The organism is Cellulosimicrobium sp. MI9406, from assembly GCF_040595865.1.
Lineage (GTDB): Bacteria > Actinomycetota > Actinomycetes > Actinomycetales > Cellulomonadaceae > Cellulosimicrobium > Cellulosimicrobium funkei.
On sequence record NZ_JALIZI010000009.1, the window covers coordinates 26,207 to 49,867 of the forward strand.

Sequence of the window (23,661 nt, forward strand, 5' to 3'; positions counted from 1 at the left end):
GCCGCTTGCAGCCGGACGTATAGTCGACGGCATGTCGAGACGTCTGGCGGAGGTCGCCACCAAGGTCGGTGTCAGCGAGGCCACCGTGAGCCGCGTGCTCAACGGGAAGCCCGGCGTCTCGCAGGCCACGCGAGACGCGGTGCTCACGGCGCTCGACGTGCTCGGCTACGAGCGGCCGACCAAGCTGCGCGGGGAGCGCGGCCGCCTCGTGGGGCTCGTGCTCCCGGAGCTCGTCAACCCCATCTTCCCGGCGTTCGCCGAGGTCATCGGGGGCGCGCTCGCGCAGCAGGGGTTCACCCCGGTGCTGTGCACCCGCACGGCGGGCGGCGTGACGGAGGCCGAGTACATCGACCTGCTCCTGGGGCAGCACGTGTCGGGCGTGATCTTCGCGGGCGGCTTCTACGCCGAGCGCCAGGCCGACCACGCGCACTTCCGCCGGCTCGAGAAGCTCGGCCTGCCCGTCGTGCTGATGAACGCGTCCGTCGAGGACCTCGACTTCCCCCGCGTCTCGTGCGACGACCTCGTCGCCATGAACCAGGCGCTCGGCCACGTGCTGTCCCTCGGCCACCAGCGGGTCGGCCTGCTCCTCGGCCCGGCCGACCATGTGCCCTCCGAGCGCAAGCTCGCCGCCGCGCAGGCCTTCGCCGAGCGGCACGGCCACGCGCTGGACCCGGCGCTCGTCGTGCACAGCCAGTACTCGCTCGAGAGCGGTCAGGCCGCCGCGAACCGGCTCCTCGAGGCCGGCGCGACGGCGATCGTGTGCGCGAGCGACCCCCTCGCGCTCGGCGCGGTCCGCGCCGTCCGCCGCGCGGGGCTCGACGTGCCCGCCGACGTCTCCGTCGTCGGCTACGACGACTCGAACCTCATGAACTCGACGGACCCCGCGCTGACGACCGTGCGCCAGCCGATCGAGCCGATGGGCCGCGCGGCCGTCGACCTGCTCGCCGGCATGATCGCGGGCGCCGACGTCTCCCGCGACGAGCTGCTCTTCGAGCCGGAGCTCGTCGTGCGCGGCTCGACGGCCGCCGCGCGCACGACGGGTCGTGACGCGACGGTCGCCTGACCGCACCCTCTTCCTCCTGGGCCCCGGCCCGGCCGCCTCGTGCGCGCCGGGCTGGGGTCCTCGTCGTCTGCCCTGCGGCGGGAGCCGCTCCCACCTCCGGCCGAAGGCGTCGCGGTCTGGACACGCCGAGATAGCGTTCCGATAACGCCACTGTCCGGTTCTTGCGCAGATGATGTCGACTAGTTACTGTCATGCCCGACGGCGCGGTCGGCACCCGGTGCACGACGGCCGTCCCGGGACCATCCCGGGACCATCCCGGGACCAACCCGGACTGCATCGAACGCCGTGCGCCGACCTGACGGGGCGACCACCCGACCACCCGGCCACGCACTCACGGAAGAGGACGCGGTGAGCAACGACCACCCCCGAGCCGCCGACGGCGCGCCCATCCCCGACGCGGCCCCCACGGCGGCGGCACGGCCGGCGGCCTCGTCGCCCGACTGGTGGCGCAGCGCCGTGATCTACCAGGTGTACGTGCGCAGCTTCGCGGACGGGAACGGCGACGGGACGGGCGACCTCGCGGGCGTGCGCCAGCGCCTCGGCTACCTGCGCGACCTCGGCGTCGACGCGATCTGGTTCACCCCCTGGTACGTGTCCCCGCTCGCGGACGGCGGCTACGACGTCGCCGACTACCGCGCGATCGACCCGCAGTTCGGCACGCTCGCCGAGGCCGAGCAGCTCATCGCGGAGGCCCGCGCGCTCGGCATCCGCACGATCGTCGACGTCGTCCCGAACCACGTCTCGTCCGAGCACGAGTGGTTCCGCGCGGCCCTCGCGGCCGGCCCCGGGTCGCCCGAGCGCGAGCGCTTCTGGTTCCACCCGGGCCGGGGCGAGGACGGGTCGCAGGTCCCGACGCACTGGGTCTCGGAGTTCCAGGGCGGCACGTGGACGCGCACGACGAACCCCGACGGCACGCCCGGCGAGTGGTACCTCCACGTGTTCGCGCCCGAGCAGCCCGACCTCAACTGGGACCACCCCGACGTGCGCCGCGAGCACGAGGACATCCTGCGGTTCTGGTTCGACCGCGGCGCCGCGGGCATCCGCATCGACTCGGCGGCGCAGCTGGTCAAGGACCCGGCCCTGCCCGAGGTCCCGGACCACCCCGGCCCCGGCGAGCACCCGCACGTCGACCGCGACGAGCTCCACGACATCTATCGCGGCTGGCGCGCGGTCGCCGACGCGTACGACGAGCCGCGCGTGCTCGTGGGCGAGGTCTGGCTCGCGGACCGGGAGCGGTTCGCCCGGTACCTGCGCCCGGACGAGATGCACACGGCGTTCAACTTCGACTTCATGGCCCGCCCGTGGGACGCGAAGGCGCTGCGCGAGTCGGTCCAGACCACGCTCGACGCGCACGGGCCGGTCGCCGCCCCCGCGACCTGGGTCCTGTCCAACCACGACGTGACCCGACCCGTGACGCGCTACGGGCGCGAGGACAGCTCGTTCGCGTTCGCCACCAAGCGGTTCGGCACGCCGACGGACCTGGCGACCGGGCGGCGTCGGGCCCGCGCGGCCGCGCTGCTCTCCGCCGCGCTGCCGGGCTCGCTGTACCTCTACCAGGGGGACGAGCTCGGGCTGCCCGAGGTGGAGGACCTCCCGCTCGACGCGATCCAGGACCCGATGCACGCGCGGTCCGGCGGCGTCGACCCGGGCCGCGACGGCTGCCGCGTCCCGCTCCCGTGGACGCGCGGCGGCACGAGCCACGGCTTCGGGCCCGACGGCGGGGCGGCGCCCTGGCTGCCCCAGCCGCACGGCTGGGGCGAGCTCTCCGTCGAGGCGCAGACCGGCGACGAGACCTCGGTGCTCACGCTCTACCGGCGCGTCCTCGCGACCCGCCGGGCCGAGCCCGCGCTCCGGGCCGGCGGGTTCCGCTGGCTCGACTCCCTCGGCGGGGTCGTGCTCGGCGACGACGTGCTCGCCTTCGCCCGCGAGGCTCCCGGCGACGGTGACGGCGACGGACGCGCGGTCGCGTGCGTCGTCAACCTCGGGCCCGACGACGTCCCGCTCCCCGCGGACGCCGAGGTCCTCCTGCGCAGCGACGCGCCCGGGAGCGTGTCCCGCGCGAGCGACGCGCCGGGCGCGGCGCGCCTGCCCACCGACACCGCCGTCTGGCTCCGGGCCTGACCGCGGCGACCGCCACGAGAACCCGGGCCGCGGGGCCCCGGCCCCCCGACCCGCACCCGCTACCCAGCACCCCGTAACCCACCCAGCACCACCGGAACCCAGGAGCGACGATGAAGTCCACACGTCAGGCGACCGCCCTCACCCTCGCGGGGGCGCTCGCGTTCAGCACGCTCGCCGCGTGCTCGAGCGGCGGCTCGGGCAGCGACGACGAGAGCAGCGGCTCGGGCGGCGACGGGAAGGTCACCCTCAAGGTGGTGTCCCTCCTGCCGGGCTCCGAGCAGGAGGCGATCGACGCCTTCAACGCGCAGGTCGAGGAGTTCGAGGCCGCGAACCCGGACATCGACGTGCAGCCGGAGGAGTACGAGTGGAAGGCGACGACGTTCGCCCCGCAGCTCGCCGGCGGCACGCTGCCCGACGTCTTCGAGATCCCCTTCACCGACGCCAAGACGCTCGTCGAGAACGGTCAGCTCGCCGATCTCGACGAGCAGTTCCGGACCCTGCCGTACGCCGACAAGTTCAACCCGGCGATCCTCGAGGCCGGGACGGGCTCCGACGGCCACGTCTACGCGATCCCCGCGAAGAACGTGTACGGCGTGGGCCTGCACTACAACCGGGAGCTGTTCGAGTCCGCCGGGCTCGACCCCGACCAGCCGCCGACCACGTGGGACGAGGTCCGCGAGGACGCGAAGAAGATCGCGGACGCCAACCCGGGCGTCGCGGGCTACATGCAGATGTCGCAGAACAACACGGGCGGCTGGCAGCTCACGGTCAACACGTTCGCGCGCGGCGGTCGGACGCAGGAGGTCGCCGACGACGGCACCGCCACGTCGACGCTCACGAACGACGGCACCAAGGAAGCGCTCGAGTGGCTCCAGGCCATGCGCTGGGAGGACAACTCCCTCGGGAGCAACTTCCTCCTCGACTGGGGGACCATGAACCAGGCGTTCGCCGCGGGCCAGGTCGCCATGTACACGTCGGGCTCGGACGTCTTCACGTCGCTCGTCCAGACGAACGCGATCGACCCCGCCACCTACGGCCTCGCGGCGCTCCCGCTCGAGGGCGACGACGCGGGCGTCCTCACCGGCGGCACGCTCGCCGCGATGCCGGCGGACGTGGACGAGGCGAAGAAGGAGGCCGCGATCAAGTGGATCGACTTCTTCTACCTCGGCAAGCTCGTCGACGAGAAGCGTGCCGTCGCCGACGCCGAGACGCTCGTCGCGAACGACCAGCCCGTCGGCACCCCGGTCCTGCCGATGTTCTCCCCGGAGCAGTACCAGCAGAACCAGGAGTGGATCAAGGACTACATCAACGTCCCGCTCGACCAGATGACGAGCTACACGGACACGATGTTCGACCTGCCGCTCGTGGGTGAGCCGTCGCAGAAGACGCAGGAGATCTACGCCCTGCTCGACCCCGTCGTCCAGGCCGTCCTCACCGACGAGAACGCCGACGTGGACGCGCTGCTGGAGCAGGCGAACACCGAGGCGCAGGCCCTGCTCGACCAGGGCTGACGCCCGTCGGGGCGCGCGGGCACCGTCCGCGCGTCCCGGCCCGCAGACCCGGGTCGGCCGGCGGCGCCCCCTGCCGGCCGACCCGTACCCCGCCGGTGCCCGACGGCGCGACGCACCTCGCGTCGTCGGGCACCTCCCACCGCACCGAAGGACGTCCGCCCGTGACCGCCACCACCGCCCCGCCGCGACGGGGACCCGCCTCGCACGCGCGGGCCGACCGCGGCGGCCGACGCCGCAGCCCCGTGACGTGGTTCCGCGGCGGCGGCCTGAGCAACCTCGTGTTCCTGCTCCCGCTGATCCTCGTCTTCGGCGTCTTCTCGTGGTTCCCGATCGTGCGCGCGGTGATCATGAGCTTCCAGGAGACGAACCTCGTGAGCGACCCGACGTTCGTCGGGCTCGACAACTTCCGCCAGGTGCTCAGCGACCCGCTCCTGGGCAAGGCCGTGAAGAACACGCTCTACTTCGCGTTCCTCGCGCTGCTGTTCGGCTACCCGATCCCGCTCGTCGCCGCGGTGCTCATGCGCGAGGTCCGCCGGGCGCGCGGGCTGTACTCCGCGCTCGCGTACCTGCCGGTCGTCGTGCCGCCGGTCGTCGCGGTGCTGCTGTGGAAGTTCTTCTACAACGGCAGCCCGACAGGCGTGTTCAACACGATCCTCGGCTGGGTCGGGCTCGGCCCGTACCCGTGGCTCCAGGACGCCTCGACGGCGATGCCCTCGCTCGTGCTCGCCGCCACGTGGGCCGGCGCGGGCGGGACGATCATCATCTACCTCGCGGCGCTCACGAGCGTGCCGCCCGAGCTCTACGACGCGTCCGAGGTCGACGGCGCCGGGCTGTGGCGCAAGATCTGGCACGTCACGCTGCCCGCGCTGCGCGGCGTCCTGTTCATCACCCTGATCCTCCAGGTGATCGGCACGGCGCAGGTCTTCCTCGAGCCCTACCTCTTCACCGGCGGCGGGCCGAACAACGCGACCCTGACGATCCTGCTGCTCATCTACCGCTACGCCTTCCAGAACAGCCTGGGCGGCGACTACGGGGCCGCGACCGCGCTGTCGATCATGCTCGCCGCCGTCCTCGCCGTCTTCTCGGTCCTCTACTTCCGGCTCACCCGGTCCTGGAGCACGTCATGACCCTCTCGCCCACCGACAACCCGAGCGAGATCGGCGTCGTCTCGCAGGACTCCGCGGCGGCGACGGACGCCGCCGACGACCCGGCGGGCACCGCTCGCCGCGCCGCGGAGGCGAGCCGCACCCGTCGTGAGGCGGACCGCCGACGGCTGCGCGCGCGCCGCCGCAAGGCGCTCGACGGCGTCGAGGAGCGCGGCGCGCTCTCCGAGGCGGACTGGCGCCGCCCGTCCGTGCGGTGGGGGATGGGCACGACCCACGTCCTGCTGCTCGTGATCCTCGTCGTCGCGGGCCTCGGCCCCATGCTGCTGCTCGCGAAGTACGCCGTCACGCCGACGCAGGACATCCTGCGCACGCCGATGGCCGTCTTCCCGAACGGCATCGCGTGGGACAACCTCGACAAGGCGTGGAACGACGTCCAGGTCAGCCGGTACTTCCTCAACACGATCTGGCTCGCGGTCGGGTCGTGGGCGTCGCAGATCCTCGTCGCGACGACGGGCGGCTACGCGCTCTCGGTGCTGCGGCCGCGGTACGGGAAGGTCGTGCAGGCGCTCGTGCTCTCGACGATGTTCGTGCCCGCGATCGTCCTGCTCGTCCCGCTGTATCTGACGATCCTCGACCCGCCCCTGCTGGGGCGCTCGCTCATCAACAGCTTCTGGGCCGTGTGGCTGCCCGCGGGCGCGAGCGCGTTCAACGTGCTGCTCGTCCAGCGGTTCTTCGACAGCCTCCCGCGCGAGGTGTTCGAGGCCGCGCGCATGGACGGCGCCGGGCCCTACCGGCTGTTCTGGTCGGTCGTGCTGCCGATGTCGCGCCCGATCGTCGGCGTCGTCTCGGTGTTCGCGGTCATCGCGGCCTGGAAGGACTTCCTCTGGCCGCTGCTCGTCCTCAAGGACCCGGCGATCCAGCCGCTGTCCGTGCGCCTGCCGTCCATCGAGGCGTCGACCGACCTTGGCGTCTTCCTCGCCGCGCTCGCGATCTCGACCCTCATCCCCGTCGGCCTGTTCCTCGTCTTCCAGCGCATGTTCCTCCAGGGCGCCGGCCTCGGAGGAGCGGTCAAGGGCTGACCCCAGCGCTCGGCCCCCCGGCCCCCGCCCCGCACCCCCTTCTCCGCCCCCACCTCTCCGTCGAACACGGGGTCGGCGACCGGAATCGTCTCGATCCGGTCGCCGACCCCGTGGTCGGCGGCGCCAGGGCCGTGGTCGGCGGCGCCAGGGCCGTGCTCGGCGGCGCCAGGCCCGTGGTCGGCGGCGCGGGGCCGGGCGGCTCCCCGGGGCTCAGCCGCGGCCGCGGGGCTGCATCGCGCGCAGGACGGCGTCGTGGACGTCGGTGTTGCGCTGCGCGCCCGCGAGGCGTGCGGCGCCCGGGCCCTGTGCGGTGATGGGCGTCGCCTCGCCCGTGTGGCCGCCCGTCGTCCAGTCGACCGTGAACTGCAGGTCGGAGCCCGCGAGGTCGAACGGGCCGTCCTCGGCGGTCGCGCCCTCGCCGCCCTCGTCCTCGGGGTCGACGTTCTCGATCGCGAGCCCGCCCGTCGCGTGGTCGCCCACGACGAGCACGAGCGTGTCCCGGTTCCGCTTCTGGAACTCCAGCGCCAGCGCGACGGTCTCGTCGAGCGCCTGCCCGGCCTGGATCGTGCGCGTCGCGTTGGAGCGGTGCGCGAACTCGTCCACGCCCTCCTCCTCGACGAGCAGGAAGAACCCGTCGCGGTCGCGCGACAGCACGTCGAGCGCCTTGGCCGTCATGTCGACGAGCGGCACCTCCGGCTCGTACAGGTCGCCCTCGCCCTCGTTGCGCTGCTCGAACATCTCCTCGTTCGCGAACAGGCCGAGCAGCTTGCGCCCGCGCGCGTCCGCGAGGCCCTCGGCGTCGCTCACGTACGTGTAGCCGAGGTCCTGCGCGCGCTCGACCAGGTTCCCCTTCGTCCCCTTGCTCTGCTCGGTCGGGTCCTTGGCGGGGTTGTCCTCCCACGCGCCGGGGTCGCCCGCCGGGTACCACCAGTCCTCGCCGCCGCCGAGGACGACGTCGGGCCGCGAGCTCTCCAGGAGCTGGCGCGCGATCTCGCTCTGGTCGCCGCGGTCGGGCACGTGCGCGCCGAACGCCGCGGGCGTCGCGTCGGTGACCTGCGCCGTCGTGACGAGCCCGGTGGCCTTGCCCGCGCCCCGGGCCGCCTCGAGGAGCGTCGGGACCGGGTTGCCGTCGACGTCGACGCCCACCGCCCCGTTGTACGTCCGGACCCCGGACGCGAACGCCGTGGCGCCCGCCGCGGAGTCCGTGACGGCCTCCTCGGGGTCGGCCGAGTCCGTCGTGGTCCACCCGGCGTGCTCGAGCGAGTCCATCGCGAGCTGCCCGTCCTTGCCCACCGTCGCGAGCCGGATCAGCTCGCGGTGCGAGAGCCCGAGCCCGTCGCCCTGGATGAAGATGACGTTGCGGGCGCGGTCGTTCCCGTGGCCCTGGCCGCCGCCGCGGTCGCCGCCCCGGTCGTCGCCGCGCTCGCCTCCGCCGCCGAGCGGCAGGAGCATCACGAGCGCCGCGGCGGCCGCGACCCCCGTCGTCCCCGCGCTGAACCGTCCTCGTCGTGCCTGCATGAGACTCCCCTTTCCCACCGGCGCCGGCTCCGGTGCCGGCACGGCCGCCGCGGACGGGTCGCCGTCGTCGCGGGGCACGCCCGACGGCGTCGGTGCCGCCGGGACGCTCCCCACGCTAGGCAGAGGCGGGGGACTGGCAAGCCGGGCCGGGGTGCGGGGCGGTCACCAGCGGTTGTGGACCTCCTCGGCCCAGCCGACGAGCCCGTCGAACCGCACCGGCGCGGGCGGGGTGCCGCCCGCACCCGGCGCGGCCGGCGGCGTGAACGTGCCCGTCCAGTGCCCGAAGCACTGGTCGGTCGACGACGAGACGACCCCGAGGTGCGTGCGCGTGACCTTCGTGTGGAAGGGCACGAACGTCGCGTCGAGGCCGCCGCCGCTGACGCGCCACGGCCGGTCCGGGCCGGCGAGGTCGTAGTCCCAGACGAGCTCGTCGGGGAGATGGTGGAGACGCCCGTCGACGAGGACCGCGTTCTCGGTCGATCCCGTGCCGACCGTCCAGCGGCCGCCCACCTGGATCCCGACGACCCGGCCGTGGCTCTCGCCCGAGCCCGCGCCCCAGTTCCACCGGACGTCGTAGGGCCAGCGCCCGCGCCCGTGGTCGAGCACGGCCCACGACGAGCCGGCGGGCACGTCGACCGTCCGGCCGTCGACCCACAGCGTCCCGTGCGCCGGGCGGGCCACGTCCTTGACCGTGTACTGGAACCGCGTGTCGCTCCACGGGACCACCACCGCGAGCCGCTCGTGACCCGGCGGCAGCGTGGCGACGACGTCGAACGAGACGTCGCGCGTGCGTGCCCGCAGGCGCGTGCCGCCGTCGACCTCGTCGAGGTCGATCGCGAGGTTCCTCGCCCGGGCGCGCGCCGGGCCGGCGCCCAGCGTGCCGGGAAGCTCGACGCCGCGCGCCGGCACCACGGTCGCGCCGGCACCCCACGTCCGGCCCGACTCCCGGTCCAGGACCCACACCTCGTGCACCGCGGCGTAGTCGATCGAGGAGACGGTGAGGGCGAGGACGTGCGTCGGGGTGGTCACGCCCCAGTACTCCCAGCGCTTGTTCCGGCCGAACCGGCGCGGGCCGCCCGCGCCGCGCCGCCCGATCGCGTCGGTGTCGACGAGGGGCCGGCGGGCCCAGCCGACGGCCCGGCGGTCGAGGCGGCCGTCGGGGCGCGTGAGCGGCACGCGCTCGGTGATCTCCGGGAGCGGCACGGCTCCACCTCCACGTGGTCGGCTCGGGCGGCTCGTGCGCGGGCGTCGGTGCTCGCGGCGCGGCCCGAGGGACGAGCGGCCCGAGTCTAGGGTGCGACCGGCCTCGCGGGGACGAGGTGACACTCTGTCCCGTCAATGTCACGTCCGAGGTGCCCGCTTCCGGACGAGCGGGCTCAGGAGCGGGTGCCATGATCGGGAGCATGCCCCCGTTCTCCCCCCAGGACGTCACTGCCGACACGGGCCGGGCCGCTGAGCCCGTCGAGCCCGCCGCCACCCCCGCGAGCGCCGTCGACCCCGGTCCTGCGCCCGACCTGCGCCCGTACGACGCGCTGCTGCTGTACTCGTTCGGCGGGCCCAACAAGCCCGAGGACGTCGTGCCGTTCCTGCGCAACGTCACCGCGGGCAAGGGCATCCCGGACTCGCGCCTCGAGGAGGTCGGCGAGCACTACTACGGCTTCGGCGGCAAGAGCCCCATCAACGAGCAGAACCTCGCGCTCAAGGCGGCGATCGAGGCCGAGCTCGCGCGCCGCGGCGCCGAGCTGCCCGTCGTGTGGGGCAACCGCAACTGGGAGCCGTACACGACCGACGCGATCGACGAGCTCGAGGCGCTGGGCGCGAAGAACGCCGTCGCGCTCGTGACGTCCGCGTACTCGTCGTACTCGGGCTGCCGCCAGTACCGCGAGGACCTCGCGGTCGTGCTCGACGGGCGCGGCCAGCTCGGCCCCGACGGCTCCACGGGCGTGCAGTTCGACAAGGTGCGCTCCTACTTCAACCACCCGGGCTTCGCGCAGGCGAACGTCGACGCGGTGCTCGACGGCTACGCGGCGCTCGCGGACAAGGGCGGCGACGGCGCTGCCGCGCGGCTCGTGTTCGTCACGCACTCCATCCCGGACACGATGGAGGCGGCGTCGCGCGTCTCGTTCGCGACGTACTCCGAGCAGCACCTCGACCTCGCGCGCGTCATCGCCGCGGAGGTGTCGGCGCGCCTGGGCCACGACGTCGCGTGGGACCTCGCGTACTGCTCGCGGTCCGGCCCGCCGAGCCAGCCGTGGCTCGAGCCCGACGTGAACGACCACCTGGAGGCTCTCGCGCAGGACGGCGTCCGCGACGTTGTGCTGTCGCCGATCGGCTTCGTCTCCGACCACATGGAGGTCGCGTACGACCTCGACACCGAGGCGATGGAGACGGCGACGGAGCTCGGGATGACCGCGGTCCGCGCGGGCACCGTGAGCACGCGCGAGCCGTTCGTGCGCGGCCTCGTGGACCTGCTCGTCGAGCGCGCGGCGCTCGCGCGCGGCGAGGACGTCGAGCAGGCCACGGTCGGTGCGCTGCCCGCGTTCCGCTCGGTGTGCGCGCCGGGCTGCTGCCTGCGCCGCGACGGCGAGCCGAGCGGCGTCCCGGCGCTGTGCAGCACGGACATCCACAGCTGAACCCCGGCGGACACCCCCGCACGGACCCGAGAGGAACCCCGATGAACGACGCCGCGCGCGTGCCCGCGGACCACGAGCAGATCAACACCACCATCCGTTACGCGATGTGGTCCGTCTTCGCGACGGCGGCGCCCCTGCCCGCCGACGCGGACGAGCGCGCGGGCCTCGTGGCGGACGCGCTGGCCGCCGTCGGCGGCGGTGACAACCCGTCCGCGACGGACGGCGACCTCGTCGTGCGCGGCTGGTACGACGTCGCGGGCCTGCGCTCGGACGCCGACCTCATGGTGTGGTGGCACGGCCCGACGGTCGAGTCGGTGCAGCGCGCCTACCAGCACCTGCGCGCGAGCGGCCTGGGCGCGCACCTCGAGCCCGTGTGGTCGAACGTGGCGCTGCACCGCCCGGCGGAGTTCAACCGGGGGCACGTGCCCGCGTTCCTCGCGGGCGAGGAGCCGCGCGACTACCTGTCGGTCTACCCGTTCGTGCGCTCGTACGACTGGTACCTCCTGCCCGACGCCGAGCGCCGCACCATGCTGCGCGACCACGGCCTCGCGGCGAAGGACTACCCGGACGTGCGGGCCAACACGGTGGCGTCGTTCGCGCTCGGCGACTACGAGTGGATCCTCGCGTTCGAGGCCGACGAGCTGCACCGCATCGTCGACCTCATGCGCGAGCTGCGCGCGACCGAGGCGCGCCGCCACGTGCGCGAGGAGGTCCCGTTCTTCACGGGCCCGCGCACGACGCTCGCCGACTGGGCGGACCGCCAGCCCCTGGCCTGACCCCCCACCCTCGCTCCCGCCCGCCCGGCAAGCCCGGGTCTGCGGCCGAGAACGACTCTGGTGTCGGTATCCCCGCGATACCGACACCAGAGTCGCTCTCGGCGGGGAGCAGGGTCGTTCTCGGCGGGGGAGCGGCCACCTTCTCCGCGGGGATCGGTGGCGCCCCGACATGCTCAGCATGCTGAGTGATGTCAGGCTGGAGGCATGACCACCGCAGCCGCCGTCCCCGCGGGAAGCGTCCGCGCCCCCGCTCCCTCCGACCGGGTCCGCCAGGTCGTCGTCCTCGTCGGGTCGCTCGTCGCGGCCGGGGCCGCCGCGTACGGCGCGGGCGCCTTCGGCGGCACGTCCGTCGAGCAGACCGCCGGGGGAGCGCTGTCCTCGACCGCGACGCCCGTCGCGCCCGACAACCCGGCGTTCCGCATCTGGTCGGTGATCTACCTCGGCCTCTTCGCGTTCGCCGTCTACCAGGTGCTGCCGCGGCACGCGACGAGCCCGCGCCTGCGCGCGACCGCGTGGTGGGTCCTGGTGTCCATGGTCCTCAACGCCGCGTGGATCGGTGTCGTGCAGGCCGGGTGGGTGCCGCTGAGCGTCGTCGTCATCGCGGCGCTGCTCGCCGTCAACGCGGTGGTCGTCGTGCGGCTCGTGCGCCGTCGGCCCGAGTCGACGGCGCAGGCCGTCGTGCTCGACGGGACGATGGGCCTGTACACCGGCTGGGTGAGCGTCGCGACGCTCGCCAACGTCGCCGCGGCCCTCACCGACGGGGGTGTCGGCGAGCTCGGCCTCGGCGCGACGGGCTGGTCGGTCGTGCTCGTCGCGGCGGCCGCCGCCCTCTCGGTCGCGTGGGCCGTGTTCGCCGCCGGGCGTCGCGCGGTCGTGCTCGGCATCGGCCTCGCGATGTCGTGGGGCCTCGCGTGGATCGCCGTCGGCCGGTTCCAGGGCGAGCTGGTCAACCACACCGTCGCCTGGGCCGCCGTCGCAGCATCCGCGATCGCCCTCCTGTCGGCGCTCCTGGCGACAACCCGCCGGCCACGCCCCTGATCACCCGCCGAGCACGGGCTCCGCGACCGGATCGAGCCCAGGACGGTCGCGGACCCCGTGCTCGGCGGGGCCGAGTCTGGTGCCTCAGGGGTAGAGGCCTCGGATCTGGTGGGCCTCTGCTACGCGCTGGACGCCGATGACGAGCGCCGCGTCGCGCAGGCTGAGGTCCTCGCGGCGCGCGAGACCCGCGACCTCCTCGTAGGCGTGGAGCATGCGGTGCTCGAGCTTGTCGCCGATCTCGTCCGCGGTCCACCAGTACGCCTGGTTCGCCTGGACCCACTCGAAGTAGGAGACGACGACGCCGCCCGCGTTCGCGAGCACGTCCGGCACCACGGTCACGCCGTTCTTCGCGAGCACGCGGTCGCCCTCGGCGGTCGTCGGTCCGTTGGCGCCCTCGACGACCCAGCGCGCGCGCACGGTGCGGGCGGTGTCGCCGTCGAGCACGCCCTCGACCGCGGCCGGGACGAGCACGTCGACGTCGAGCGCGAGCAGCGCGTCGTTGTCCACCGGGTCGGCCCGGTCGAAGCCCACGACGCTCCCCGTCGCGGCGACGTGCTCGACCAGCGCCCGCACGTCGAGCCCGTCCGGGGCGTGCACCCCGCCGTACTGGTCGGAGACCGCCACGACGCGCGCGCCGCGGGCGGCGAAGATCGCGGCCGCGTGCGACCCGACCTTGCCGAAGCCCTGGACGGCGACGCGCACGTCGGACAGCGGCACGCCCGCCTCCTCGAGCGCCGCGGCGGTGACGTGCACGACCCCGGCGCTCGTCGCCGTCGTGCGACCGAGCGACCCGCCCACGGTGATGGGCTTGCCCGTCACGACCGCCGGGATCGTGTAGCCCTGGTTGACGGAGTAGGTGTCCATGACCCAGGCCATGGTCCGCTCGCTCGTGCCCATGTCGGGCGCCATGATGTCCCGCTCGGGCCCGATGACCGGCATGATCTCCGACGTGTAGCGGCGCGTGACGCGCTCGAGCTCCGCGTCGGAGTAGGAGCGCGGGTCGATCGCGACGCCGCCCTTCGCGCCGCCGTACGGCAGGTCCACGAGGGCGCACTTCCACGTCATCCACATGGCGAGCGCGCGGACCTCGTCGATGTCGACGCTCGGCGCGTACCGCAGGCCGCCCTTGCCCGGACCACGCGAGACGTTGTGCTGCACGCGGTAGCCGTGGAACAGGACGGTGCGGCCGTCGTCGCGCCGCAGCGGCACGGCCACGTTCACCTCGCGGCGCGGGGTCGCGAGCATCTCGTGCAGGCCGTCGTCGTAGCCGAGGAAGCGGACCGCGCCGGCGAGCTGCGCGTGCGCGGTGTCGAGCGCGGACGCCGGGGCGCCGGCGTCGGGGGAGCGGCGCGTGCCGCGGGGGAGATCGGTGCTGTCGGTGGGGGTGGGGCCGTCGCTCGTGGTGGCGGGCGGCACGGACGTCGTCGTCACGGTTCCTCCGGTTCGAGGTTCTCCTCGGTGCCGCGGGGGTGTGCGGCACCGAGGGTCACGCTACCCCCGGCGCGGTCGCTCGCCCCTCACACGCCCCGGCGGTGCCCGAGGGCGTCGACCGCCGCGAGCTCGTCGGCGGTGAGGGAGAACCCGGTCACCCGGAAGTTCGCCTCGATCCGCTCCGGCGTCACGGACTTCGGGATGACGACGAACCCGTGGTCGAGGTGCCAGCGCAGCACGACCTGCGCGGGGGTGACGCCGTGCGCGGCCGCGACCTCGGCGAGGACCGGCGCGTCGAGGTCGGTGCGCTTGAACGGGCTGTACCCCTCGAGCACGACGCCGCGCTGCGCGAGCTCGTGCACGACCCGGTGGTCGTAGTCGGCCGGGCTCCACGGGATCTGGTCGACGGCGGGCGTCTCGCCGACCTGCTCGGACAGCACGTCGACCTGCTCGACGGAGTAGTTGCTCACCCCGATCGAACGCACCTTGCCCTCGTCGCGCAGCTCGACGAACCGCTCCCACACCCACGGCGACGCCTCGCCCGCCGGCGGCCAGTGGACGAGCCACAGGTCGACGTGGTCCGTGCCGAGGTCGCGCAGCGACGCCTCGAGCGTCTCGCGCTCGCGGCCCGCGGCGTCCGGCGGGAGCTTGGTCGTGACGAACACGTCGGCGCGGTCGACGGACGAGTCGGCGAGCGCGCGCCCCACCTGCGCCTCGTTGCCGTAGCCCGTCGCGGTGTCGACGTGCCGGTAGCCCACGTCGAGCGCGTGGCGCACGGCGCGGTAGGCGTCGTCGCCCTCGGACTGCCAGGTGCCGAGGCCGAGCAGGGGCATCGTGCCGCCGGGCAGCTCGACCGCGGGGACGGGGGCGGGGTCTGCGGAGGTCATGCCGTCAGTCTCCGTGCCCGACGCCGTCCCTCGCCACCGCGGGCGCGCTCGGCACCGCGGGCCCGCCCGCCGTCGCGCGGGCGGGAACGGTCAGCGCCGCGTGCGGCGCCGGTACTGGGCCGGGGTCTCGCCCGCGAGGCGCGCGAACGTGCGCGTGAACGACGGCTGGTCGTAGAACCCGCTCGCCGCCGCGACGTCGCCGATCGACACGGCGCTCCCCGCGAGCAGGCGTGTCGCGTGGTCGACCCGGGTGCGCAGCACGAGCTGGCGCGGCGTCACGCCGTACACGCGCCGCACGCGCCGGTCGAGGACCGCGGGCGTGCACCCCGCCGCCTCGGCGAGCCGCGCCGTCGTCCAGCGCGCCCCGAGGTCCGCCTCGACCGCGGCGACGAGCGCGGCGAGGGAGTCCATCGTCGCGTCGTCCGCCGCGCCCGCCCGCAGGTCGTGCGAGACCGAGACGATCCCCACGAGGTGACCGGCGTCGTCGTGCACGGGGAGCTTGGAGGTGAGGAACCAGCCCGACGTGCCGCCGAGCCGCCGGATGCGCTCGAGCTCGCCGCGCAGCGCGCGCCCGCGCAGCACCTCGGCGTCCTGCTGCTCGTAGCGCTCGGCGAGCTGTGCGACGAACAGGTCGCGCGCGCGTCGGCCCAGCACGGCGCGGCGCGAGCGCTCGTTCGTCCGCGCGACGAACACCGGGTTGACCGCGACGTACCGGCCCGTGACGTCCTTCGCGCAGAACATGGTGTCCGGCAGCTCGTCCATGAGCGCGACCATGGCGGGGCTGAGGGCGGCGAGGAGCGCCATGCCCTCGGGCCACAGGTTGTCGCGGACGGGTGCCATGTCGCCCCGGATCGTACAAGACGAGCCACCGCGACCCGAGGCACCCTGGAGGGATGAGCAACGACGCGCCCGCCCGGCCGCTCCCCACCCCCGGAGCCGTCGGCGACACGAGCCTCACCTCCCCGGACGACCTCGTCGAGGAGGCCGTCGCTCTGGCCCGGCGCTGGCTCGCCGCCAGCGAGGGAGCGGGCGACGCGCGCGCCCGCAAGACCGCCGAGCGGCTCGGTGCGCTCGTCTCCGACCCCGCGGGCCTCGAGCTCGCGGTCCGGTTCGTCGACGACGTCGCGCGCCCCCAGGACGTGCACGTCGCCGCGCGGGCGCTCGGCCGCCTCGGCGAGCTCGCGGGCAGCGCGGGGTCGTTCCTCGGGCCGGTCGACCGGTCCCTCCTGCGCGTCGGGGCGGGCGTCGCGCCGGTGCTGCCGCGCGTCGTCGTGCCGGCCGCGCGCGTGCGCCTGCGCCAGCTCGTGGGCCACCTCGTGGCCGACGCCGGCCGCGGCCTCGGCCCGCACCTCGCCCGGACCCGCGCGGAGGGCTACGCGCTCAACGTCAACCTCCTCGGCGAGGCCGTGCTCGGCGAGGCCGAGGCGGACGCGCGCCTCGAGCGCACGCTCGCGCTCGTGCGGCGCCCCGACGTCGACTACGTGTCGGTCAAGGTGTCGTCCGTCGCGTCGCAGCTCGTCACGTGGGACCTCGACGGGTCGTGCGCCCGCGTCGTCGAGCGGCTGCTGCCGCTGTACCAGGCGGCGCGCGACCACGGCGTCTTCCTCAACCTCGACATGGAGGAGTACAAGGACCTCGCGCTCACGACCGCGGTCTTCCGCGAGATCCTCGCGCACGACGACCTGCACGACCTCGAGGCCGGGATCGTGCTCCAGGCGTACCTGCCCGACGCGCTCGGCGCTCTCGACGGGCTCACCCGCTTCGCGACCGAGCGCGTCGCCGCCGGGGGAGCGCCGATCAAGGTGCGCCTCGTCAAGGGCGCGAACCTCGCGATGGAGGCCGTCGAGGCCGAGCTGCACGGCTGGCCGCAGGCGCCCTACCCCACGAAGCCCGACGTCGACGCCAACTACGTCCGCCTCCTCGACCACGCCCTGCGCGCGCCGCGGACCGACGCCGTGCGCATCGGCGTCGCGAGCCACAACCTCTTCCACGTCGCGCTCGCCGTGCTCCTCGGCCGGGCCCGCGGCGTGAGCCATGCGCTCGACGTCGAGATGCTCCAGGGCATGGCCCCCGGCGAGGCGCGTGCCGTGCGCGACGAGGTCGCGGCCGACCGCGTCGAGAGCGGCCCGCACGCCGGGCGCGGCGGGCGCGTCGTGCTGTACACGCCCGCCGTGCGCGACGAGGACTTCGACGTCGCGATCTCCTACCTCGTGCGCCGCCTCGAGGAGAACGCCGCCGAGCAGAACTTCCTGCACGCCATGTTCGCGCCCGACGGGTCGCCCGCGGGCAGCCCCATGGAGCGCCAGGAGGCCGCGTTCCGCGCGTCGGTGCGCCACGGGGTGCACTACGCCGAGACCGACGTCGCGCCGCGCCGCACGCCCCGGCCCGCCGTCGGCGCCGGGACCGACGCCGGGTTCGCGAACGCCCCCGACACCGACCCGGCCGTCGCCGCCTCGCGCGACTGGGCCCGCCACGTCACCGGGACCGGTTCCGGGTTCGTCCCCGTCCGCACACCGGAGCTCACGACGACCGCCCGGGTGGACGACGCCGTCGCGACCGCCGTGCGCGCGACCGCCGCGTGGTCGCAGGTCGCCCCGGCGGCCCGCGCCGCCGCGCTGCGCGCCGTTGCCCGGCGCCTGGAGGAGGCGCGCACCGACCTCGTCGCCGCGATGGTGCACGAGCCCGGCAAGACCGTCGCCGAGGCCGACCCCGAGGTGAGCGAGGCCGTCGACTTCGCGCGCTACTACGCGCGCTCCGCCGAGGAGCTGGACCACGTGCCCGGCGCCCGGTTCGCGCCCGACGGCGTCACGCTCGTCACGCCGCCGTGGAACTTCCCCGTCGCGATCCCCGTGGGCGGGGCGCTCGCGGCGCTCGCGGCCGGGTCGGCCGTGCTCGCCAAGCCCGCGCCGCCGACGCCGCGCTGCCTCGAGGTCGCCGTCGAGGCGGTCCACGCGGGCCTGCGCGACGCGGTGGCCGCGGCGCCCGGTGACTTCCCGGGGCTGGACGCGGGCTCGGTGACCGACGTCGTGCAGTACGTCCGCGTGCCCGACGACGAGCTCGGCACCCGCCTCGTCACGCACGACGACGTCGCGCGCGTCGTGCTCACGGGCTCGATCGAGACCGCGCAGCTCTTCGCGCGGTGGAAGCCGTCGCGCCCGGTGCTCGCCGAGACGTCGGGCAAGAACGCGCTCGTCGTCACGCCGTCGGCGGACCTCGACCTCGCGGTCGCGGACCTCGTGCGGTCGGCGTTCGGGCACGCGGGGCAGAAGTGCTCGGCCGCGTCGCTCGCGATCCTCGTCGGCTCGGCGGGCGACCCGCGGACGGAGACGGGCCGCCGGGTGCGGCGCCAGCTCGTGGACGCGGTGCGCTCGCTCGCCGTCGGTCCGGCGACCGACGTCGCGACGACCATGGGCCCGCTCACCGAGCCCGCGTCGGGCAAGCTGCTGCACGCCCTGACGACGCTCGAGCCGGGGGAGACCTGGCTCGTGCGGCCGCGGCTGCTGGACGGCGGGCCGGAGCTGGAGGGCCGCCTCTGGACGCCGGGTCTCAAGGAGGGCGTCGCGCCCGGGTCGCCGTTCCACCTCACCGAGTACTTCGGGCCGGTCCTCGGGATCATGACGGCCGCGACCCTCGACGAGGCGATCGCGCTGCAGAACGCGGTCCCGTTCGGCCTCACCGGCGGCATCCACAGCCTCGACGACGCCGAGGTCGAGCGCTGGCTCGACGCCGTCCAGGTGGGCAACGCCTACGTCAACCGGCACATCACCGGCGCGATCGTGCAGCGGCAGTCGTTCGGCGGCTGGAAGCAGTCGGCCGTCGGGCCGGGCGCCAAGGCGGGCGGGCCGAACTACGTCGCGCAGCTCGGGCGCTGGAGCGACGCGCCCGGCACCTCGACGAGCGCGTCGGCGTCGGGCACCGACAGCACGCACGACGCGGCGCCGCCCGCGCGCGAGACCGCGCCCGAGGCGTGGCTCGCGTGGGCGAAGGCCGACGACATGCGCTGGTGGGAGCGGGAGTTCTCGGTGGGCCACGACCCCTCGGGCCTGCACGTCGAGGCGAACGTCTTCCGCTACCGCCCGGTCGACGTGCTCACCGTGCGCGTCGGCGCGGACGCGCTCCCCGTCGAGGTCGAGCGGGTCCTGCACGCCGCGCGCACCGCGGGCGTGCCGGCCGTCGTCGTGCCGAGCGCGGGCGACGCCGCGGTGAGCGACGAGGAGCTCGCGCGCCGCGTCGCGTCGGGCGCCGTCCGGGGTCGGGTCCGCGTCGTCGGCTCCGCGCCGGGGCTGCACGAGGCCGCGGCCGAGCGCGTCGGCGAGGTCACGGTGCTCGACCACCCCGTCGTCGCGAGCGGGCGCCGCGAGCTGCTCGCCGTGCTCCACGAGCAGGCCGTCAGCCGCACGACGCACCGGTACGGCCACGTGAAGCGCTGACCGCTCCCGGCGCGCGGGAGGGGCTCGGCCACCGCCGGGCACCTCCCACGACGACCGCGCCGCACCCCGGTCGCTACCGCGCGTCCGGCACCGGCGAGACGGTCACGGACGCCGCGTCGCGGTGCGCGCGCAGGCGCTCCGCCTGCTCGGCGACGGCGTCGGCGAGCCCGGCGTCCCACGGGACCCAGGGGTCGGTCAGGACCGTGAGGCGACGGCCCGACGCGCGGGGCCGCCACGTGCCCACGACCTCGCCGCCCGCGAGCACGGCCCCGGGTCGGCCGAGGACCCGCCACAGGTCCTTGGCGCGCGCGCCGTCCGGGACGAGCGTCGCGCGGTCGCGCAGCTGCAGGAACAGGTCGTAGGGGCTTACGAGGCGCACGGCCGGGGCACCGGGCGCGGGTCGCGCGTCGCGCTCGCGCGCGGCGGCGCCCGTGACGCGACCGAGGTCCTCGGCGAGCACCCAGCGCTCGGTCGGCCGCGGACCCGGCTCGACGTCGGCGACCTCGACGCGGACCGCGTCGTCGGGCCACCGGCTCCGGACGTCCTTGACCGGGGCGTCGAGGAACGCGGCGACGTCCTGGACGCCGGCGGCGGGGAAGAAGCGCAGGTAGCCGCGCACGACGTCCAGGCGCGGCGGGGCGTCCCCGCCGAGGCGCCCGTAGAGCGGCGGCTCGAGGCCGGGGACGCGCCGGAGCACGGGCGGGGACGAGCCCGGCTCCAGCTCGAGCCCGGCCTGCAGGGCCGCGAGGCGGAACGTCTGCTCGTAGCTGTGGGTGGCGCCGCACGGCCCGCACCAGCGCAGGTGCGGCTCCGGGAGCCGCGCGGTGAGACGCGTCGAGAGGTCGCCCTTGACGGTCGGCGACTCGACGAGGTCGCGCTCGAGCCGCGCCTCGGTGCGCAGGGCGTCGAGCACGGCGACACCCGCCGCGCGGAGCGGTCGGCTCGCGTCGTAGACCCGCTTGGCGGCGTCGGCCTCGGAGAACGGCGCCGTCGCGGTCGCGACGTCGGCGAGGTCCGCGCGGCGGTAGACGTGCGGGGCGCCGCGCAGCGTCCACGCGAGCGCGAGGTCGGGCGGCAGGGTGCCGGGCGCGACGGGCGGGGCGCCCCGGACGGCGAGCGCCCACGCGGCGCCGTCGGACCCCGTGTCCTGGACGCCCAGGTCGAGGACGGCGACGTCCGTCACCGCGGCCGCCGCGCCCGGCGCCCGGTCGAGCTCGTGGGCGTGCCAGCGCGCGGCGAGGACGTCGGCCCGCGAGAGCGTGGCCACCGGTTCCGTGGACGGGTGCACGACGCCAGGTTACGAGCGACCGCCCACAGCGTCTCGGCCCCCCACGCCTCGGGTGCCGCGCGGCGCCGCGGACGGCGCGGGGTCAGACGGAGTCGCGCTCGACGAGCTCCGGCGCGAGGACCTGCGACGCGATCTCGTCGCCGCGGCCCCCCACGAGGTCGAGCAGAAGGTCGGTCGCGCCGCGCACCATCTCGACCATGGGGTTCTGGACCGTGGTGAGCGGGGGCGACGTCGTGGCGGCGGTGGCGAGGTTGTCGAAGCCGACGACGGACACGTCGCGCGGCACGTCGCGGCCGTGGGCCGCGAGCACGCGCAGCGCGCCCTCGGCCATGAGGTCGGACGCGACGAACAGGCCGTCGAGGTCCGGGTGCGCGGCGAGGAGGCGCTCCATGGCCGCCGCGCCGCCCGCGACGGCGAAGTCGCCGATCTCGACCGCGTCGTCCGGCAGGCCGGCGTCGCGCAGCACCTCGCGGAACCCCGTGAGCCGGTCCACGCCCGCCGTCATGTCCTGCGGGCCGGCGATCGTCGCGATACGGCGCCGGCCCGCCTCGACGAGACGCCGCGCCGCGAGGCGGCCGCCCTCGACGTTGTCCACGTCGACGTACAGGAGGTCCGGCGTCGGGTGGAACGGCCGCCCCACGAACACGGCGGGCAGGCGCGCCGCGAGGAGCGCTTCCTCGAGGTCGTCGTCGCGGTGGTGCGACGCGACGATCGCGCCGTCGACGTGGCCGCTGCTGAGGTACCGCACGATGCGGCCCGGCTGCTCGTCGGGGCGCGCGAACAGCAGCACGAGCTGCAGGTCCGTGCCGCCGAGCGCGGCGCTCACGCCGCGCATCGTGCCCGCGAGGAACGGGTCGGTGAGGATGCGCTCGTCGGGCTCGGGGACCACGAGGGCGATCGAGTCCGTGCGGCGCGTCACGAGCGAGCGGGCGGCGCGGTTGGGCGTGTAGCCGAGCTGCGCGACGGCGGCGTCGACCGCCGCCTGCGCCTCGGGCGACACCCGCAGGCCGCCGTTGATGGCGCGCGACGCCGTCGAGCGCGAGACACCCGCCGTCTGGGCCACCTCGTCCAGGGTCGGCGCGGAGCGCAGGCTGTTCATCGGGACAGTATGGCGCGCGCGCTCCCCGGTCCGCACCGCCCCGCTCACCGTGCCCTCACCGTCGCCGTCACTCGGCCGGGGCGGCGTCCGCGGCCGGCGTCTCGCGCGCCGGGATCGCGTTGTCGCGCGCGACCTGGGCGTACCAGGCGCCGCTCGCCTTGACGGTGCGCTCCTGCGTCTCGTAGTCGACGCGGACGATGCCGAAGCGCTTCGTGTAGCCGAGCGCCCACTCGAAGTTGTCCATGAGGGACCACGCGAAGTAGCCGCGCACGTCCGCCCCCGCGTCGATCGCGTCGCGCGTCGCGCGCAGGTGCGCGTCGAGGAACTCGAGCCGGTCCTGGTCGTCGACCGAGCCGTCCGGGCCCACCTGGTCCGGGTAGGCGGCGCCGTTCTCGGTGATGTACATCGCGACGCCGCGCGGGCCGGTGAAGTCGCGCTGCAGGCGCGTGAGGAGGCGCGTCAGCCCCTCGGGCTGGACCTCCCAGCCCATGTCCGTGCGCGGCAGGCCGCGCGAGTGGGCGTGCACGCCGTCCGCGGCGGGGTAGGGGGACGACGTCGGGCGCACCGGCGCGGCGTCGGCCTCCTCGTCGCGGACGCCCTCGGGGCGCGTGCCACCGCCGCCGTCGCCCCCGGTGCCGGGCGCCGTCGTCTGCGGGCGGGCCGAGACCGCCCCGCCGTTGTAGTAGTTGACCCCGAGCGTGTCGATCGGGGTGGAGATGATCTCGAGGTCCCCGTCCTTGACGTGGTCGAGCAGACCGTAGGGCGCGACGTCCTCGAGGACGTCGGCCGGGTACTCGCCGTGGAAGACGGGGTCGAGGAAGATCCGGTTGAACTGGCCGTCGATCCGGCGCGCGGCGTCGACGTCGGCCGGGTCCTGGGGGTCGACCGGGTCGGACACCGTGAAGTTCAGCGTGAGCCCGAGGTTCGCCTCCGGCGCGCGCTCGCGCAGCGCCTGGACCGCGAGGCCGTGCCCGAGCAGCAGGTGGTGCGCGGCCGCGAGGCCGTCCTCGCGCGACTGCCGGCCGGGCGCGTGCACGCCCGCGGTGTAGCCGAGGAACGCGGAGCACCACGGCTCGTTGAGCGTCGTCCACACGCCGACGCGGTCGCCCAGCGCCTCGTGCATCGTCACCGCGTACTCGGCGAAGAGGTACGCCGTGTCGCGCGACGTCCAGCCGCCCTTCTCCTCGAGCGCCTGGGGGAGGTCCCAGTGGTACAGCGTGAGCCACGGCAGGACGTCCGCGGCGAGCAGCTCGTCGACGAGGCGGTCGTAGAACGCGAGCCCGGCGGGGTTGACCGCGCCGCCGTCGGGGCGCACGCGGGCCCACGACGTCGAGAACCGGTACGTCCCCAGGTTGAGGTCGCGCAGGAGCGCGACGTCCTCGCGGTACCGGTGGTAGTGGTCGCACGCGATCATGCCGTCGTCACCGTTCACGACGGCGCCCGGCACGCGGGCGAACGCGTCCCACACGGAGTCCGTGCGCCCGTCGGTGTGCCCCGCGCCCTCGATCTGGAACGCGGCCGTCGCGGCGCCCCAGAGGAAGCCCGGGGGCATCTCGACGCGTCCGGTCGCGGTCGCCGGGTTCGGGGGGAGGGGCGCGGACGGGACGAAGCTGGTCATGGTCGATTGTCCTTCGAGAAGTCGCGGGATGGCACGCGGGCGGGCCGGTCGGGCCCGCCCGCG

At 75.1% G+C, this 23,661-nt stretch carries 17 protein-coding genes; 9 read left to right on the forward strand and 8 right to left on the reverse strand.

What is annotated here, in order from left to right; genetic code table 11:
- The first annotated feature begins 31 nt into the window (after positions 1–31).
- The 5 genes from MT994_RS16440 to MT994_RS16460 all read left to right on the forward strand — a co-directional run bounded on the left by MT994_RS16440 (position 32) and on the right by MT994_RS16460 (position 6,880).
- Positions 32–1,063 (forward strand): LacI family DNA-binding transcriptional regulator, encoded by a 1,032-nt coding sequence (locus MT994_RS16440; RefSeq protein WP_354807108.1) that lies wholly within the window; start codon positions 32–34, stop codon positions 1,061–1,063.
- Between the two features lie 387 nt (positions 1,064–1,450).
- Positions 1,451–3,184: a glycoside hydrolase family 13 protein gene (locus tag MT994_RS16445; protein WP_354807230.1), complete on the forward strand. Its 1,734-nt coding sequence runs from the start codon at positions 1,451–1,453 to the stop codon at positions 3,182–3,184.
- Positions 3,185–3,294: 110 nt separating this feature from the next.
- The gene (locus MT994_RS16450; protein ID WP_021483402.1) at positions 3,295–4,695 is read left to right on the forward strand and encodes an extracellular solute-binding protein; all 1,401 of its coding nucleotides are present in this window, start codon (positions 3,295–3,297) and stop codon (positions 4,693–4,695) included.
- Between the two features lie 242 nt (positions 4,696–4,937).
- A complete protein-coding gene (locus MT994_RS16455; RefSeq protein ID WP_076406070.1) occupies positions 4,938–5,822 on the forward strand; it encodes a sugar ABC transporter permease in 885 nt (294 codons plus the stop codon).
- Positions 5,819–6,880 carry a carbohydrate ABC transporter permease gene (locus tag MT994_RS16460; protein ID WP_354807109.1) on the forward strand — a complete coding sequence of 354 codons (1,062 nt, stop codon included), beginning with the start codon at positions 5,819–5,821 and terminating at the stop codon, positions 6,878–6,880. The genes MT994_RS16455 and MT994_RS16460 overlap by 4 nt, the downstream gene beginning before the upstream one ends.
- A 210-nt stretch (positions 6,881–7,090) precedes the next feature.
- On the opposite strand, the gene MT994_RS16465 is transcribed toward MT994_RS16460, so the two are convergent.
- Together MT994_RS16465 and MT994_RS16470 are read right to left on the reverse strand one after the other, a co-directional pair.
- Positions 7,091–8,398, reverse strand: a complete 1,308-nt coding sequence (locus MT994_RS16465; protein WP_354807111.1) for an alkaline phosphatase — start codon at positions 8,396–8,398, stop codon at positions 7,091–7,093.
- Positions 8,399–8,560: 162 nt separating this feature from the next.
- A complete protein-coding gene (locus tag MT994_RS16470) occupies positions 8,561–9,601 on the reverse strand; it encodes a DUF2804 domain-containing protein (RefSeq protein WP_354807112.1) in 1,041 nt (346 codons plus the stop codon).
- A 200-nt stretch (positions 9,602–9,801) separates the two neighbouring features.
- Between MT994_RS16470 and MT994_RS16475 the strand changes: the two genes are divergently transcribed.
- From MT994_RS16475 to MT994_RS16485, 3 genes are all read left to right on the forward strand, one after another.
- On the forward strand, positions 9,802–11,031 hold the full coding sequence (locus MT994_RS16475) for a ferrochelatase (protein ID WP_354807113.1): 1,230 nt from the start codon (positions 9,802–9,804) through the stop codon (positions 11,029–11,031).
- A gap of 41 nt (positions 11,032–11,072) precedes the next feature.
- The gene (gene hemQ / locus MT994_RS16480) at positions 11,073–11,807 is read left to right on the forward strand and encodes a hydrogen peroxide-dependent heme synthase (RefSeq protein WP_354807114.1); all 735 of its coding nucleotides are present in this window, start codon (positions 11,073–11,075) and stop codon (positions 11,805–11,807) included.
- A 204-nt stretch (positions 11,808–12,011) separates the two neighbouring features.
- Positions 12,012–12,845, forward strand: coding sequence for a tryptophan-rich sensory protein (locus MT994_RS16485; RefSeq protein WP_168945104.1), 834 nt, complete (start codon positions 12,012–12,014; stop codon positions 12,843–12,845).
- An 84-nt stretch (positions 12,846–12,929) separates the two neighbouring features.
- Here the strand turns inward: MT994_RS16485 and MT994_RS16490 are convergent, their stop codons facing one another.
- From MT994_RS16490 to MT994_RS16500, 3 genes are all read right to left on the reverse strand, one after another.
- A complete protein-coding gene (locus MT994_RS16490; RefSeq protein WP_354807115.1) occupies positions 12,930–14,276 on the reverse strand; it encodes a Glu/Leu/Phe/Val dehydrogenase in 1,347 nt (448 codons plus the stop codon).
- 86 nt (positions 14,277–14,362) lie between these two features.
- A complete protein-coding gene (locus tag MT994_RS16495; RefSeq protein ID WP_354807116.1) occupies positions 14,363–15,163 on the reverse strand; it encodes an aldo/keto reductase in 801 nt (266 codons plus the stop codon).
- Between the two features lie 90 nt (positions 15,164–15,253).
- On the reverse strand, positions 15,254–16,003 hold the full coding sequence (locus MT994_RS16500; protein ID WP_076405902.1) for a helix-turn-helix domain-containing protein: 750 nt from the start codon (positions 16,001–16,003) through the stop codon (positions 15,254–15,256).
- Between the two features lie 53 nt (positions 16,004–16,056).
- Between MT994_RS16500 and MT994_RS16505 the strand changes: the two genes are divergently transcribed.
- The gene (locus MT994_RS16505; protein WP_354807117.1) at positions 16,057–19,593 is read left to right on the forward strand and encodes a bifunctional proline dehydrogenase/L-glutamate gamma-semialdehyde dehydrogenase; all 3,537 of its coding nucleotides are present in this window, start codon (positions 16,057–16,059) and stop codon (positions 19,591–19,593) included.
- Between the two features lie 73 nt (positions 19,594–19,666).
- On the opposite strand, the gene MT994_RS16510 is transcribed toward MT994_RS16505, so the two are convergent.
- From MT994_RS16510 to MT994_RS16520, 3 genes are all read right to left on the reverse strand, one after another.
- Entirely contained in the window at positions 19,667–20,881 is a 1,215-nt protein-coding gene (locus MT994_RS16510) for a crosslink repair DNA glycosylase YcaQ family protein (RefSeq protein WP_354807118.1), read from the reverse strand.
- An 82-nt stretch (positions 20,882–20,963) separates the two neighbouring features.
- Complete coding sequence (locus MT994_RS16515) at positions 20,964–21,980, reverse strand: LacI family DNA-binding transcriptional regulator (RefSeq protein ID WP_061267473.1); 1,017 nt, start codon at positions 21,978–21,980, stop codon at positions 20,964–20,966.
- A gap of 67 nt (positions 21,981–22,047) precedes the next feature.
- Complete coding sequence (locus MT994_RS16520; protein WP_354807119.1) at positions 22,048–23,598, reverse strand: family 1 glycosylhydrolase; 1,551 nt, start codon at positions 23,596–23,598, stop codon at positions 22,048–22,050.
- Between the last annotated feature and the right edge of the window lie 63 nt (positions 23,599–23,661).